This window comes from Albidovulum aestuarii (genome assembly GCF_029961185.1).
GTDB lineage: Bacteria > Pseudomonadota > Alphaproteobacteria > Rhodobacterales > Rhodobacteraceae > Albidovulum > Albidovulum aestuarii.
In genome coordinates, this window is the sequence record NZ_JASBQQ010000005.1 from 199589 (window position 1) to 214528 (window position 14940).

The window sequence follows — 14940 nt, forward strand, 5'->3', positions numbered from 1 at the left end:
CCACCGTGCAATCGCCATACTTAAACCGAATTCCCAGGGGAGGATTGTCATGGCGAAAACGCAGGGAACGGAACCGCAGGCAATTCCCTTTGTCGGGGACATCACCAGATACCTTGAAACCGAAGCCCCAGCAGCCATCCGTCAGGCCATCGCCGAGGGTGACAAAGACGACATCCTCTCGGGCAGCTATCCCTACGAACGCGAGATGAAAGGCAAGGACTATGCCCGGCATATGGAGGCTCTGCAGATCGAACTGGTCAAGATGCTGCACGATTTCCGCAATACCGGTAAACGGCTCTGCGTACTTTTCGAGGGGCGCGATGCTGCCGGCAAGGGCGGCACGATCGAGCGGATGCGCGAGAACCTTAACCCGCGTTCGGCCTATATAGTGGCCCTGCCGAAACCGACCGACCGGGAGGCGACGCAATGGTATTTCCAACGCTATACCGACTGGCTGCCCGCAGCGGGTGAAATCGCGCTCTTCGACCGGTCATGGTACAACCGTGGTGTCGTCGAACATGTCTTCGGCTTCTGCACGCCCCCACAGCGGCAACTGTTCTTCAAACAGCTTCCCGATTTTGAGCAGATGATCGTTGATGAGGGGATCACGCTGGTAAAGCTCTGGCTAAATGTCGGACGAGCCGAGCAGCTCCGCCGCTTCCTCAAGCGCGAAAAGGACCCGCTGAAGCAGTGGAAGCTGTCGTGGATTGATGTCGAGGGGCTGAAGAAATGGGATGCCTATACCGATGCAATTCGCGAGACACTGAGGAAAAGCCACAGTAAACACGCACCCTGGGCGGTGATCCGCGCCGATGACAAGGCCCGCGCCCGCATTGCCGCGATCCAGACCGTGCTGTCCCGCGTCGACTATGCGGGCAAGGATACGAAGGCCATCGGCAAGGCCGATGCGAAGATCTGCGGCGGGCCGGGCATCCTCGATGCCTAAACAGGGCTATCACCACGGCGATCTGAGGCGCGCGCTCGTAGATGCGGCGCTCATGCTCATCGAAAAGCAGGGCCCGCAAGGTTTCAACCTTTCGGATGCCGCAAAGTCGGCAGGCGTCACACCCGCCGCCGTCTACCGTCACTTTGGCGGTCGTGACGACCTCATTGCCGAATGCGCGCGGCAGGGGTTCGAGATTTTCGCCGACCTCATGGATCACGCCTATAACGGCGGCAAACCTTCGGCCCTGTCTGCTTTCGAGGCGACGGGCCGCGCTTATCTTGCTTTCGCGCGGAAGTTCCCGGGCCATTACATGGCCATGTTCGAAAGCGGCATTTCGCTGAACACCAACCCCGACCTTGCCCGCGCCTCGGAACGTGCGCGGCAGGTCTTTTCCCGCGCGGCCGAAAAGCTGTCGCAGCATATCCCTGCGGACAAACGCCCCCCGGCCGCGATGTTCTCGGCCCATATCTGGGCGATGAGTCATGGCGTCGTTGAACTCTTTACCCGCGGCAAACCGGGCGCCCGGGCGCCATTTCCACCCGAGGAGCTTCTTGAGGCCGGGATCGGGATCTATCTGCGCGGCCTTGGACTTGTACCGCCCGACGAATAGGCCCGGTGGCAGCGCCTTTCCACCCGCCATTCCTTGCCGGCCTGCACCAAACGTACGGTTTTATCCCAATAGCCGCGAATAGAGCAGGATACCGGCCTGCACCAATATGCGCTCGGCAGGACGCCAAAGCGCGTTGAAGGCGAGCGGGTCGAGCCGCGCCGCCTGAGCCAGCGCCGAAAGCGGCTTTCGACCGTCTATCCCGGCCAGCAGCGGGGCCACGTCCCGCGAGATTGTCCGGCGGGTTTTCTCCGATCCGCGTGCGATTGTAATCTCGCCTTTGCGCGCCACCTCGCGCGAGAGATCGGCACCGCTGACGCCCTTTAGATGCGGGACTGATGCCATGTCCTTGCCCGGCACTGGGATCACCCGGTCTTTGGGCGCGGCATAAATCACATGGGTTTTGATCGTCCCGTCGAGCCTTTCGGCCAATGCCATCCGTTGGGCCTGATCAATCCCGTCGGGCAGCGTGACGCCATCGGGCAGGAAGCGCGCCGGGTCATAGAGCCCTGCCTGTGGCGCACCGACAAAGGCAAGCCCGGCTGCCTCAAGCGCGGCGATGAGGTCGCCAATGACATAGGGCCGGTCCTGTGAATGCAGGAGAAGGTCGTAGAAACCCGCATCGCTTTGTTCGTGATCGACGAGATGCGGGTTGCGCTTGAACGGATGGCCGTCAGGAAGCTTTTCATAGACCGCTTTTGCCGTCTTCAGCCGCACCTTCGGACTCATCCCCTCTGTCATTGTGCCGAACGCCTCTTGCAACGGATATACGCCGGAACGGCCATAGGGTGCGTAGACCATCAGTCCAATGCCGCCTTCTGGCGCCAGCGCCCGCGCCAGTGCGTCAAACCCCGCCTGAGGTTCGGGCAGGTGATGCAGCACCCCGCAGCAGTCGATGTAGTCGAATGTGCCGTAGTTCGTCGCGTCAAGAAGGCTTCCGGTCTCGAACCTTATACCCGTCAGCCCCCGCACTTTGGCCCGTTCCTCGGCAATGCTCCGCGAGGCGCGGGAGAGGTCGAGATAGGTGATTTCATAGGGTCGCCCTGCGGCGGTCAGGACGGCCGCCATCTGAATGAGCGCGTCGCCTGTCCCACCACCGGCAACCAGCGCGCGCAGCGGCTGCGACCAGTCACGTTTGCCGCCCCAGAGGAAGTGGTCCATCTCCAGTGGATGAGAGGGCGAGCCGGTGATCAGCCGCTTCCGCTCATCGGCGGGATTGCGCTCGGGATAGGGATAGGCCTCATACTGCTCGCTGACCTTGTCCATTCCTGAGCCCCCTTTCCTCTACGCCCCCTCCTAGCAAGCGGGATGGGGTGAGGCAAAGCCGGAAACAGACCCGATCCATGTCGCAATCGTGCAGGACGGCGTCCCGACCTGGGTCGATGCTGAACGTGCAACCCGGAGAGCCCCAATGGACACGCACTATTCCGACACCCGCAAGATCGATCCGACCAAGGGCAAGACCCTGGCGGATGGCAGCCCGAACGACAACAACCGGATCGAGATCGGGCCTACTCAGTTGGCATTCCGTGAATGGGAAGCTGCGGGGCTCACGCTGCCGAACCTCGAACGGATGCGCGAATTTCGCTGGAAGCGGCTGACGCAACATGTTGTGGAGCGCGGCTGGGGCGGCATCCTGCTCTTCGATCCGCTGAATATCCGCTATGCGACGGATGCAACGAACATGCAGCTCTGGAACACGCACAACCCGTTCCGGGCGCTTCTGCTGTGCGCCGACGGGTACATGGTTCTGTGGGAATACAAGAACTCGCCCTTCCTAGCCGAGCATAACCCGCTCGTGCGCGAGGTGCGGTCGGGTGCCTCGATGTTCTACATGTCGACCGGCGACCGGGGGGAGGCAGCGGCGAAGGCATTTGCCGCCGATGTCGATCAGGTGATGCGCGAACATGCCGGGACGAACCGCCATCTGGGCGTCGACAAGATCATGGTCCACGGGCTGCGTGCACTGGAAGACGCGGAATTCATCGTCGGCGAAGGCGAGGAGTGCACCGAAAAAGCCCGCGTCATCAAGGGACCGGACGAGATCCTTGCGATGCGCTGCGCCCATGACGCCTGTGAGAAATCCATCGCCGCGATGGAGAAGGCCTGCCGCGAAGGCGTGCCGCAGGGCAATATGAGCGAGGACGATGTCTGGGCTGTGCTGCACGCCGAAAACATCAAGCGCGGCGGCGAGTGGATCGAAACACGGCTTCTGGCGTCAGGTCCCCGCACCAATCCGTGGTTTCAGGAATGCGGGCCGCGCATCATCCAGCCGAACGAGATCGTCGCCTTCGATACCGACCTGATTGGCTCTTATGGCATCTGTATCGACATCTCGCGGACGTGGTGGGTGGGCGACGCCAAACCGACGAATTCGATGGTCTACGCCATGCGCCACGCGCATGAGCACATCATGACGAATATGGAGATGCTGAAACCGGGCGTGTCATTCCGCGATCTCGTCTTTGGCGGCCACCAGCTCGATGCCCAGTTCGACCGTTTGAAATACGGCGTCAAGATGCACGGCGTCGGGCTGTGCGATGAATGGCCCTCGATCGTCTATCCCGACCACTGGCAGGACGGCGCGTTCGAATACGAGGTCCAGCCGGGCATGGTGCTGTGCGTTGAGGCGCTGGTCAGCCCCGATGGCGGCGATTTCTCGATCAAGCTTGAGGATCAGGTGCTGATTACAGAGACGGGATACGAGAACCTGACGAAATATCCGTTCGACGAAAGGCTGATGGGGCTGGCCTGACCAGCCCCATCATTCAATCGTTCGTCCAGCCCGAGGCGCGTACATTGCCGTGCCAGTCTTCCGCTGCGATATCTGCGCTGCCCATCCGATCCGGCACAGTCGGGGCAGATGCGACGACGGCCATGCCGCCAAGGACTAGAAGAATAAGCCCGAGCGATAACGATGAGGACGGCTGGGGCGCGGTGTCGCGGTTGATGCAATCAGTGCATGTCATGGGAAATCTCCTTGGGTGGGGATCGTTTCTTCGTCCTATCTAGGCGCGCGTTTTGAATTATTAAAACGAATGTATGTTCTGACATTCATAACACATCGTGATGAATTGAGGTTATTGACTAAAACCCCGGCCTCACCACTGCGTGACGCACCGGTCACAATCCTTGTCACGGGCCGGTATGGCCCCCAGTCTTTCCCAGACCCGCACCAAGGAGAGAGTCATGGCAACCGAACGCATCAGCTTTCCCGGCCATTCCGGCGCAGAGCTTTCGGCCCGGCTCGACCTGCCGGATGGCCCGCATCTGGCTACTGCGCTCTTTGCCCATTGTTTTACCTGCGGCAAGGATGTGGTTGCCGCGCGTCGTATCGCGGCGCGGCTGGCTGCAATGGGGATCGCGACCCTGCGCTTCGACTTCACCGGCCTTGGCCAGTCCAAGGGCGATTTCGGGGCGACCGGATTCCTGTCGAATGTTGCCGATCTGGTTGCCGCCGGCGGTTACCTCAGCGATCGCGGCATGGCGCCGGCGCTGATCATTGGCCATTCGCTGGGCGGGGCGGCGGTGCTGAAAGCCGCCGGTCAGATCGAAAGCCTCCGCGCTGTCGTCACCATCGGCGCACCGTTCGACCCGGGCCATGTCACCCATAACTTTGCAGGTGCCCTAGAGAAAATCGAAGAAGAGGGCGTGGCCGAGGTCAATCTCGGCGGCCGTCCGATCCGCATCGGCCGCGAATTCGTGCGCGAAGTGGCGGCCGAGGAACTCTCCGCCCCCATCGCCACCCTCAGACGCGCGCTTTTGGTGCTGCACGCACCCCGCGACCAGATCGTCGGGATAGAGAATGCCGGCGCGATCTTTTCCGCCGCGAAACACCCCAAGAGTTTCGTGACGCTCGACGATGCCGACCACCTGATCACCCGCCCGGCCGATGCCGAATATGCCGCCGAGGTCATTGCGGCTTGGTCGGCGCGGTATCTGAACCTGAAACAACCAGCGGCGCCGAAGGGCGCACCCGAAGGTATCATCCGCGTCTCCGAGGCCGACCCCGACGGCTTTCTTCAGCACGTCAATGCCGGTCCTCTGCACCACGCCCTGGCCGATGAACCCGAGGCCTATGGCGGCACGAACCGGGGCATGTCGCCTTATGGGTTCCTTGCGGCGGGCCTCGGCGCCTGCACCTCGATGACGATCCGGATGTATGCGCGGCGCAAGAAGTGGCCACTGACCCATGTCCGGGTCGATGTCAGCCACGCCAAGGTCCATGCCGAGGATTGCATCGATTGTGATAACGGCGCGAAGGTCGATGTATTTCAGCGCGAGATCACGCTCGAGGGCGATCTGGACACCGACCAGCGCGAGAGATTGTTGGAAATAGCGGACAAATGTCCGGTGCACCGGACACTTGAGGCCACGTCACGTGTTGAAACAACCCTTGTCACCTGAGTCGCCACCGCCCTATGCGTAAACCACCAAGGCGTGATTCACTGCTCTCCCACACAATCCTGACCGGTCATTCAGCCTTCGTTTCGCCTCCGAAACCTGAATAGTTCCACACAGGCGCACAATAATCCGTGGTAGTCTGGTATCTTAGGCACCTCAATGAAGGTGTTGCGCGAACGGGAGGGTACATCATGAAACGGGTGCTGGTGATCGCCGCGTGTTTCGCGGCAGGTCCGGTTTGGGCCGAACCCTCGCTTGAACGGGGGGACTATCTCGTGAATGGTCCGGCAGGCTGCGGCAACTGCCATACGCCTCTCGGACCGAACGGATTCGTCGCCGGGCAGGAATTGTCCGGACGGCTGGTTCTCGATATCCCGGAATTCACCGCCTATTCGGAAAACATCACGCCTGCGGGCGAGGTCGCCAACTGGACCGACGCGGAATTCGCCCGTGCGATCCGTGAAGGCATTCGACCGGACGGATCGCTCATCAGGCCACCGATGCCATTCGCTATGTATCGCGGCCTTTCGGACGACGACGTAATGTCCATGGTGGCCTATCTGCGCACCGTTCCGGCAGTGGAAAACACGGTGCCGGAAAGTGTCTACAACATTCCGCTTCCACCCGCCTACGGACCACCGGTCGAGCATGTCGCGGCCATCCCCGCGGGTGTCACGGTCGAATATGGTGCATATCTCGCCGGACCGGTCGCGCATTGCATGGAATGCCATACGCCGATGGGACCGGAAGGGCCGATGCTCGACACCTCACTTGGTCAGGGCGGGTTCGAGATTCCGGGTCCATGGGGCGTATCGGTCTCGGCCAACCTGACGACACATGAGGATGGTCTCGCCGGTTATACGGATGAAGAAATCGCGAAGATGATCGTCGAAGGAATTCGGCCGGACGGAACACCGATGATGCCGCCGATGCCCTATTCTTTCCTCGCAAAGATGACCGACGACGATCTCGCGGCGATTATTCTCTACTTACGCACGCTGCCACCCCTGCCTGACTACGAGGGGTAACCAACCGCCTTAGTATGTGGCTCGGACCCGTCGGACAGGGTATCGGTCGGTTGCCGCACCCGGAGCGCCCGCTGGCGCGGGGCGTGGCAGCCCGCTTGATCATCACTTCACTCCGCGCCATCGTCACAACCGGGTCTTTTCGGGGATGGCAATGCGTATTGTGGCAAACGGTGTTCATCTGGAAGTCGAAGAGCATGGCGACCCCGACGCTCCGGCCCTGATACTCATCCGGGGGCTGGGCTCGCAGATCGTTCACTGGGCACCGGAGCTGATTACCGGCCTCGTGGCGGCGGGCTACCGTCTCGTAACCTTCGACAACCGCGATGTTGGATTGTCCGCGCGTTGCCCGGTGCCGGGAGCTGAGGGTGATGCCGACGCCATCCTGGCCTACCTGCACGCGGGGCAGGTACCGAAGCCCGCCTATGTCCTGTCCGATATGGCGCGTGATGTCACAGGGCTCATGGATGCGCTTGGCATTGATCGGGCCCATGTGTTCGGCATCTCCATGGGCGGGGCGATTGTACAGCTCCTCGCCTGCGATTACGCCGACCGTCTGCTGTCCGCAACGATCGTCATGTCTTCTGCCCGGCTCAGGGGGCTCGATCTGGGGGAGCGGCTTTTGTCCCGCCCCGCGGGCCGTGCTGACTATATCGAAGCTGCGCTTGCCGGCGACCGCGAATGGGGCAGTCCGGGTTTTCCGGCCACGGAGAGCTATCTCAGGGCACAGGCGGAACGCGCCTATGACCGGGGGGCAGAAGCCGAGGGCGTGAACCGGCAACTGATGGCGATCCTGAACACACCGGACCGGCGCGACGCCCTGCAGAAGGTCGCCCTTCCCTGCCTCGTGATCCACGGCGAAGAGGACACGCTGATCCCGCCGGAGGAGGGGCGCGAGATCGCGTCTTTGATTCCAGGGGCGGAATTGGAGGTCATCGACGGGATGGGGCATGTCATTACGCCCGCGCTGGCGCCTGTTATCGTCGAGCTGGTGGAGCGGTTCATCGCAGGACGATCCGCCTGACACTGCCGATCAGCGTGAATAGCGGCTGATCATCGTGTAATCCTTGCGTGGCCCCGTCACCGTCCATTCGGCACTCCAGCCGGGCCATCCGTGGAAGTGGTAACGCACCCGGTAATCATCGGGTTCACACGTATGACGGGCCGCAGGATCGGCCGGATCGAAATCGTGAAACACCCGGCCATCGCCATAGTCGACCGCAATCCGCCCGGCGGCGTCGCGCCAGAGGTACTGCCGCACCGCCGTCATCGGCGCACCATCACCAAATCGCAACCGTCCTTCCTCGCGATAACGCAATGCATCACCATCGGGCACAAAGCTCGCGCGGCCTTCAAATCGACCTTCCTGTACCGTCAGGCGGTCCACGATCACCCGGTCGATCTTCCAATTTCCAACAAAATCTTCAAGTTTCGGCACAAAGCTCATTCGTCGGAGTAACTCCCGACGGTCATGTCGCCAGTGGCCCCGGCAAAGCGCAGCCGCCCGGTTTCAACATCCCGCTCCAGCGCATAACAGCTCCAGATCGCCGCTGGGGGCCAGTTCGAACAGTATTCATCCCCCTCCACCCGCCAGCGCCCCTCGCTGAGACCGGACCCGACGCTATAGGTCGTCGCGCCACTTTCGCGGAAGATCTGTACCGCGCCGTTCTCATAGGTCAGCTTGCGCTCCGCCAGCGCCTCGGTGATCTCCGCTCCGCTCAGCGCCTGCCAGTCCTCAGCCAGAGCCGGAGCCGCGAGACAAAGCCCCATCGTCAGGATCAATCGCCGCATATTCATCCCTGCCCGCTTGCCACCTGTTCCATGCCAGTCTAGGACACGCCCGCGCGTCCCTCAAACGGAAAGGCCCCCGGATGATCCCCCGTTATTCCCGTCCCGACATGGTTGCCATCTGGTCGCCGGAAACCAAGTTCCGCATCTGGTACGAGATCGAAGCTCATGCCTGCGACGCGATGGCCGATCTTGGAGTGATCCCGCGCGAAAATGCGGATGCGGTTTGGAAGGCCAGGGACGTGGAATTCGACGTGGCGCGGATCGATGAGATCGAGGCCGTCACCAAACATGATGTCATCGCCTTTCTGACCCATCTGGCCGAGCATGTGGGCAGCGAAGAGGCGCGCTTTGTCCATCAGGGCATGACCTCGTCCGACGTGCTCGACACCTGCCTGAACGTGCAGCTTGTGCGCGCGGCCGATATTTTGCTTGGCGGCGTCGACAAGGTGTTGGCGGCACTGAAAAAGCGCGCCTATGAGCACAAGGACACGGTTCGCGTCGGCCGCAGCCACGGTATCCATGCAGAACCGACCACGATGGGCCTGACCTTTGCCCGCTTCTACGCCGAGATGGACCGCAACAAGAACCGGCTGGAAAAGGCCCGGTGGGAGATTGCGACCGGCGCGATTTCCGGTGCCGTCGGCACGTTTGCCAATATCGACCCTGCGGTCGAGGAACATGTCTGCGAGAAACTCGGCCTCCGCCCCGAGCCGATTTCGACGCAGGTTATCCCGCGCGACCGCCACGCGATGTTCTTCGCGACCCTCGGCGTCATCGCCTCTTCGATCGAGAACATCGCCATCGAGATCCGCCACATGCAGCGCACCGAAGTGCTGGAAGGGGCGGAGTTCTTTTCGATGGGGCAGAAGGGTTCTTCGGCTATGCCGCATAAGAAGAACCCGGTCCTGACCGAGAACCTGACAGGCCTCGCGCGGCTTGTGCGCATGGCGGTGATCCCAGCGATGGAGAATGTGGCGCTCTGGCACGAACGCGACATCTCGCATTCTTCGGTCGAACGCGGCATCGGCCCGGATGCGACCATCACGCTCGACTTCGCCCTGCACCGGCTGGCAGGCGTTGTCGAGAAGATGCTGATATTTCCGGAAAACATGCTGGCCAACATGAACAAGTTCCCCGGCCTTGTCATGTCGCAGCGGGTTCTCTTGGCGCTGACCCAGGCCGGTGTCAGCCGCGAGGACGCCTATGCGATGGTACAACGCAATGCGCTGAAAGTCTGGGAAGACCGCGTCGATTTCCGCGAAATGCTGCTGGCCGATGAGGAAGTCGTGGCAGCCCTCGGCAAGGACGCGATCAACGAGAAGTTTGACATGGGCTATCACACCAAACATGTCGATACGATCTTTCGCCGGGTGTTCGGGGACTGACACCCCGGCACACGATTCCGTGAGCAATAAGGGGTTTCGGGCAGCTTTTGTTTGCGTGGCGCCCCCTTCCGCTGGCACACTCCACCCCAGACAGGATGGAGGATACCATGCCGATGAAGTCTCTGATCACCGCGATTGCGCTTGTTGCGGGCCTTGCCCCGGCGGCTGTGCTTGCGCAGGGCTGCAGCCACGGCGAACGTCAGGCCCAGATCAGTTGCGCCGAGGGCACGGCCTGGGATGCCGCGACCCAAAGCTGCGTCACCGTCGGAAGCTGAACAACCGTAACGACGCTTTAACCGCTTTCTGACAGCCTCCTCCGAAGACCGGAACGGAGGAATCGGAACATGTCGGCCCTGACGCCCTTGTCGCGACCGCAGGCCAATTCCGCACCCGGACGTCCCCCCGCCCCGCCTGCCATGACAGGCCGCCAGAAAGCCGCAATCATCGTGCGGCTTCTTTTGTCCGAAGGTGGTAACCTGCCATTGCGCGATCTGCCGGACCACCTGCAGGCCGCGCTGACCGAACAGATCGGCTCCATGCGCTCGGTCGATCGCGACACGTTGCGAAATGTCGTGGAGGAGTTCCTGACACGTCTTGAATCGGTCGGCTTGTCCTTTCCCGGCGGCATCGACGGCGCCTTGCAGATGCTCGACGGTCATATTTCCGCCACCGCCGCCAGCCGGTTGAAACGGCTCGCCAGCGCCTCGGCCAAGGCCGATCCCTGGGACCGGATAGCCGCGCTTGATCCAGAAAAACTCCTGCCCGTCCTGACCGAGGAAAGCGTCGAGGTCGGCGCGGTGATGCTGTCGAAGCTCGCCGTCTCGCGCGCCGCCGAACTGCTCGGCAAGCTGCCCGGCGACCGCGCCCGACGCATCGCCTATGCGGTCAGCCAGACCGGCAACATCGACCCCGAAACGGTGCGCCAGATCGGCCTGTCGCTGGTCGGTCAGCTGGAGACACAGCCGGTCCGCGCGTTTGAGGCCGACCCGGTGGAACGGGTGGGCGCGATCCTCAATTTCTCGCCGGCCGCGACCCGCGACGACGTGTTGCAGGGGCTGACCGAAACCGACACCGATTTTGCCACGCAAGTGCGCCGCGCAATCTTCACCTTCGCCGATATTCCCGACCGGATCGAGGGACGAGATATTTCCAAGGTCACGCGTGGCGTGGATCAGGCAACGCTGATCAACGCGCTGGCCGGAGCGGCCGGCGATAACGACAGGGCCGCGGCGGAATTCATTCTATCGAACATGTCGCAGCGCATGGCGTCCTCGCTCAGGGAAGAGATGGTCGAACGCGGTAAGGTCAAGGATAAGGATGCCGAGGCGGCCATGACCGCGATCATCGTCGCCATCCGCGATCTGGAAAGCGCTGGCGAACTGGTGTTGAAGACAAGCGACGAGGACGACGACTGACGCGCCGGCTGTCGCCGGTTAAATCCCTGCTAGGGCGGTCCCGGCCGCTTCCCCCATGCGCTTGTGATCGCGCTTTCGCGCCTCTATGTCTGGCTGCGGAAGGTGCGCGCCGGAAAGATGAGCCGCGCCAGATCGACGAGGACCGATGACGGCGGAGAACGGACTGAAGGCCAGCCTGCGCGATAAAGTGACGGACGGGGCTTTCCGGCTGCTGCTGACGCTGGCCCGGACCCTGCCCTATGAGCGTCGGGTGCCGGTTGCGGGCTGGGTAATCTCGCGCCTCATCGCGCCACTTGCCGGTTGGTCGCGCCGGGTGCGCGACAATCTGGCGCTCGTCTGCCCTGACCTGCCGGAATCCGAAGTCCGGCGCCTTGCCCGCGCCGTGGCCGACAATGTCGGCCGCACCATGATCGAGCTTTATTCGGGCCGCGAGTTCATCAAGCGCGTGCGCGACCTGCCGCTGACCGGTCCGGGGGCCGAAGCGCTGGAGGCGGCCCATCGCGAGGGCCGCCCGGTGATCCTCGCCACCGGCCATTTCGGAAATTACGACGTCGCCCGCGCCGCCCTGATCGCGCGCGGCTACCGGGTCGGCGCGCTTTACAAGCCGATGAAGAACCCGCTCTTCAACGCCCATTACCTCGACACAATCTCGGTAATCGGCACGCCCTTGTTCCCGCGCGGGCAGAAGGGCATGGGGGCGATGGTCAAGTTCCTGCGTTCGGGCGGCATGCTGGGCCTGCTGATGGACCAGCATATGGGGCGCGGCGAGAAGCTGACATTCTTTGGCCATCCGGCCTACACCGCGACCTCAGCCGCCGACCTGGCACTGAAATACGGGGCAGAGATAATCCCCGTCTATGGGGTGCGTGAACCGGACGGGCTGAATTTCCGGATCGTCACCGACGCACCTATTCCACATAGTGACCCGCTGACCATGACCCAGGCGATCAACGACAGTCTGGAACGGCTCGTGCGCGATCATATGGACCAGTGGTTCTGGATTCATCGCCGCTGGAAGTAGAACCGGTTCAGCGCATCGTATAGCGTGCGAAAAGCTTCGCGAACCTTCCGGCGGGGCGGCCGAGCGGAATGAAGCTGCGGCGCGGCTCGGTGAAAACGCCTCTGGCATGGCTCATCGCCTCGAACCCCGCCCGCCCGTGATAGGCGCCGATGCCGCTTGCGCCGACGCCGCCGAAGGGCAGGCTTTCGACCGCATAATGGGTCATGACGCCATTCAGCGTGACATTGCCGCTGATCGTTTCACGCAGCACCCGGTCCTTAAGGTCGCGGTCTGCGGTATAGAGGTAGAGCGCCAGCGGGTACGATCCGCCGCCGATCCGGGCAATTGCCTCCTTAATCGTCGCATAGGTCACGACCGGCAGGAGCGGGCCAAATATCTCTTCCCGCATCAGCCGCATTTCCGGCTTTAGGCCTGTCACGATCGCGGGCGCCCCGCCGCCTGTCTCCCCTGCCCCGGTGACCTCTGCACCTCCGGCGCGGGCCTCGTCCAGAAGCGCCGCGAGCCGTTCGGCATGTCTTGAGCTGATGATCCCCGTTGGCCCGCCCCGCCGCGCGGCGGTCTCCGTCGTGCGGGCCAGTTCGACTTGCAGCCGGGCAATGAACTCCGCCGCGTCGTCTTCGTGCACCAATGCATAGTCAGGCGCGATGCAGGTCTGCCCGGAATTCGCCACCTTACCGAAGGCGATATCGCGCGCGGCCTTGGCGAAATCCGCATCGCGGGCGAGAATCACTGGCGACTTGCCGCCCAACTCGAGCGTGACCGGCACGAGGTTTTCGGCGGCCGCCCGCATCACCTTGCGCCCGATCTCGGTCGATCCGGTGAAAAAGAGGTGATCGAAGGGCAGAGACGCAAAAGCCGCGCCGGTTTCCACGCCGCCCTCCACCACTGCGACCTGATCGACGTCGAATATGTCACCCAAAAGATCAGCCAGCAGGCGCGACGATGCAGGCGCCAGTTCGGACGGTTTCAGCATCGCGCGGTTTCCGGCGGCGAGTGCCGTCGCAAGCGGCATCAGCGACAGGCCGAACGGATAGTTCCACGGCGACATGATGCCGATGACGCCCAGAGGTTGGCGGTGGATCCGTGCCCGTCCGGGCCAGAGCGTGTGGGACACCGGAACCCGTTCGGGCCGCATCCAGCGGCCAAGGTGGCGGCGCATGTGATTGATCCCCTGAACCACCGGCCCGAGATCGAGGATCAGCGTGTCTTCCGCCGGGCGGCGACCGAAGTCTTCCTGCGCGGCCCGGACGAAGTCGAGACGGCGGGCGCGAATCGAAGCCTTCATACAGGAAAGATCAGTCCGGCGCGCAGCCAAGTCGGGTACGCCGCCAATCGAGGCGGCCGCGCGCTGCATGGCCAGAATTGACGTCAACCGTCCCAGTTCACTTGTCGCCGCATCGCTGTCCATGATCGTCCCATCGGCCCATTCCGGCCGACAGCTAGGAATGTGCAGCCACTCAGTGTCAATCGGCAGAGCCAAACGACGTTGCGGCAGGCCTCAGCGCAGACGTCCGGCGGCCAGGACCGGGCCCGGCCCGTCTTCCTGTATGATGACGACGACCGGTTCCGAACCCGAAGCGGACAGATCCAGCGAAAGATCGCTTTTTCCATCCCATTCAGCAACCCGCGTCCAATCGGTGACGATATTGCTGTAGGTTAGTGTCCGCCCTGCATTCTCACCGCGGCCGATTTCAACCTTGCGCTCTGGCAGATACCGCACGACCTGAACGACAGCCTTGCGGGACAGTGGCGTAACGGTTCGCGCCCGAACCTTTAGCCGATTGCCAGTGCGGCCGATATCCAGCTTCACCACGCCCTTCCTGGCGGTATGGCGGCGGATCAGCTGATCGAGTTCGGCCGGACGGCTGCCGACGAGGTGATCCATCCCGGCGACGATCATTTGCGGCGTATAGACCGTGCGTGCGCCGGCATGGAGCGCGTAGGCGCGCTGACGATCAGAATACTGCCGGTTCGCAAAGATATCTTTCCAGCCGATGTAGTCCCAGTAATCGACATGGAGACCGAGCGCGATCACATCGTCGCGCGCCGCAAGTTCACCAAGTATCTTGTCGGCAGGCGGGCAGGATGAGCAGCCCTGAGACGTGTAAAGCTCCACCACCACCGGGTTATCCCCGGCAGATTGGGCAAGCACGGTTCCGACGAGGCCAAGCCAGAGGCCAGCCGCGGCGCTGATGATCCTGCGCATGTTCTTTATTCCGTATCCCCTAGTCCCCACCTTGGTAGTGAAACCGATCGCAAATTGCCAATCAAGGTTTTGCGAGACTCCGTGACCGTTTATCTCCCTCTTGCTTTTCATTGTGCACAATTGTATACAATTCGGCGTAT

16 protein-coding genes are annotated in these 14940 nt (G+C 62.4%); 10 read left to right on the forward strand and 6 right to left on the reverse strand.

The annotated features are described in order from the left end of the window. The first annotated feature begins 49 nt into the window (after positions 1 to 49). Both ppk2 and QKW60_RS13185 read left to right on the forward strand, forming a co-directional pair. Positions 50 to 946 (forward strand): polyphosphate kinase 2, encoded by an 897-nt coding sequence (ppk2, locus tag QKW60_RS13180; protein ID WP_282369336.1) that lies wholly within the window; start codon positions 50 to 52, stop codon positions 944 to 946. Then, positions 939 to 1556 (forward strand): TetR/AcrR family transcriptional regulator, encoded by a 618-nt coding sequence (locus QKW60_RS13185; RefSeq protein ID WP_282369338.1) that lies wholly within the window; start codon positions 939 to 941, stop codon positions 1554 to 1556. Before ppk2 ends, QKW60_RS13185 begins: the two co-directional genes overlap by 8 nt. Before the next feature lie 60 nt (positions 1557 to 1616). Here the strand turns inward: QKW60_RS13185 and QKW60_RS13190 are convergent, their stop codons facing one another. Next, positions 1617 to 2819 carry a class I SAM-dependent methyltransferase gene (locus QKW60_RS13190; RefSeq protein WP_282369339.1) on the reverse strand — a complete coding sequence of 401 codons (1203 nt, stop codon included), beginning with the start codon at positions 2817 to 2819 and terminating at the stop codon, positions 1617 to 1619. Positions 2820 to 2964: 145 nt separating this feature from the next. Here QKW60_RS13190 and dddP point away from each other — a divergent pair, with 145 nt between their 5' ends. Then, positions 2965 to 4308: a dimethylsulfonioproprionate lyase DddP gene (gene dddP, locus QKW60_RS13195; protein WP_282369340.1), complete on the forward strand. Its 1344-nt coding sequence runs from the start codon at positions 2965 to 2967 to the stop codon at positions 4306 to 4308. A 13-nt stretch (positions 4309 to 4321) separates the two neighbouring features. Here dddP and QKW60_RS13200 read toward each other — a convergent pair whose 3' ends face one another. Beyond that, positions 4322 to 4522, reverse strand: a complete 201-nt coding sequence (locus tag QKW60_RS13200; RefSeq protein WP_282369341.1) for a hypothetical protein — start codon at positions 4520 to 4522, stop codon at positions 4322 to 4324. 220 nt (positions 4523 to 4742) lie between these two features. Here QKW60_RS13200 and QKW60_RS13205 point away from each other — a divergent pair, with 220 nt between their 5' ends. From QKW60_RS13205 to QKW60_RS13215, 3 genes are all read left to right on the forward strand, one after another. Next, positions 4743 to 5960 (forward strand): bifunctional alpha/beta hydrolase/OsmC family protein, encoded by a 1218-nt coding sequence (locus QKW60_RS13205; protein WP_282369342.1) that lies wholly within the window; start codon positions 4743 to 4745, stop codon positions 5958 to 5960. A gap of 188 nt (positions 5961 to 6148) precedes the next feature. Beyond that, positions 6149 to 6985 (forward strand): c-type cytochrome, encoded by an 837-nt coding sequence (locus QKW60_RS13210; protein WP_282369343.1) that lies wholly within the window; start codon positions 6149 to 6151, stop codon positions 6983 to 6985. A gap of 151 nt (positions 6986 to 7136) precedes the next feature. Next, positions 7137 to 8006: an alpha/beta fold hydrolase gene (locus QKW60_RS13215; RefSeq protein ID WP_282369344.1), complete on the forward strand. Its 870-nt coding sequence runs from the start codon at positions 7137 to 7139 to the stop codon at positions 8004 to 8006. A 9-nt stretch (positions 8007 to 8015) separates the two neighbouring features. On the opposite strand, the gene QKW60_RS13220 is transcribed toward QKW60_RS13215, so the two are convergent. Further along, positions 8016 to 8429, reverse strand: a complete 414-nt coding sequence (locus QKW60_RS13220) for a DUF6314 family protein (protein WP_282369345.1) — start codon at positions 8427 to 8429, stop codon at positions 8016 to 8018. After that, complete coding sequence (locus QKW60_RS13225) at positions 8426 to 8773, reverse strand: hypothetical protein (protein WP_282369346.1); 348 nt, start codon at positions 8771 to 8773, stop codon at positions 8426 to 8428. Before QKW60_RS13225 ends, QKW60_RS13220 begins: the two co-directional genes overlap by 4 nt. 80 nt (positions 8774 to 8853) lie before the next feature. On the opposite strand from QKW60_RS13225, the gene purB reads away from it, so the two are divergent. The 4 genes from purB to QKW60_RS13245 all read left to right on the forward strand — a co-directional run bounded on the left by purB (position 8854) and on the right by QKW60_RS13245 (position 12594). After that, positions 8854 to 10158: an adenylosuccinate lyase gene (gene purB, locus QKW60_RS13230; protein ID WP_282369347.1), complete on the forward strand. Its 1305-nt coding sequence runs from the start codon at positions 8854 to 8856 to the stop codon at positions 10156 to 10158. 107 nt (positions 10159 to 10265) lie between these two features. Beyond that, positions 10266 to 10433, forward strand: a complete 168-nt coding sequence (locus QKW60_RS13235; RefSeq protein WP_282369348.1) for a carbohydrate-binding module family 14 protein — start codon at positions 10266 to 10268, stop codon at positions 10431 to 10433. A 69-nt stretch (positions 10434 to 10502) separates the two neighbouring features. Then, positions 10503 to 11573 (forward strand): flagellar motor switch protein FliG, encoded by a 1071-nt coding sequence (locus QKW60_RS13240; RefSeq protein WP_419762683.1) that lies wholly within the window; start codon positions 10503 to 10505, stop codon positions 11571 to 11573. 145 nt (positions 11574 to 11718) lie between these two features. Further along, on the forward strand, positions 11719 to 12594 hold the full coding sequence (locus QKW60_RS13245; protein WP_282369349.1) for a lysophospholipid acyltransferase family protein: 876 nt from the start codon (positions 11719 to 11721) through the stop codon (positions 12592 to 12594). Positions 12595 to 12601: 7 nt separating this feature from the next. Here QKW60_RS13245 and QKW60_RS13250 read toward each other — a convergent pair whose 3' ends face one another. Together QKW60_RS13250 and QKW60_RS13255 are read right to left on the reverse strand one after the other, a co-directional pair. Then, positions 12602 to 14002 carry an aldehyde dehydrogenase family protein gene (locus tag QKW60_RS13250; protein ID WP_282369350.1) on the reverse strand — a complete coding sequence of 467 codons (1401 nt, stop codon included), beginning with the start codon at positions 14000 to 14002 and terminating at the stop codon, positions 12602 to 12604. A 90-nt stretch (positions 14003 to 14092) separates the two neighbouring features. Beyond that, a complete protein-coding gene (locus QKW60_RS13255; RefSeq protein ID WP_282369351.1) occupies positions 14093 to 14800 on the reverse strand; it encodes a DUF1223 domain-containing protein in 708 nt (235 codons plus the stop codon). Between the last annotated feature and the right edge of the window lie 140 nt (positions 14801 to 14940).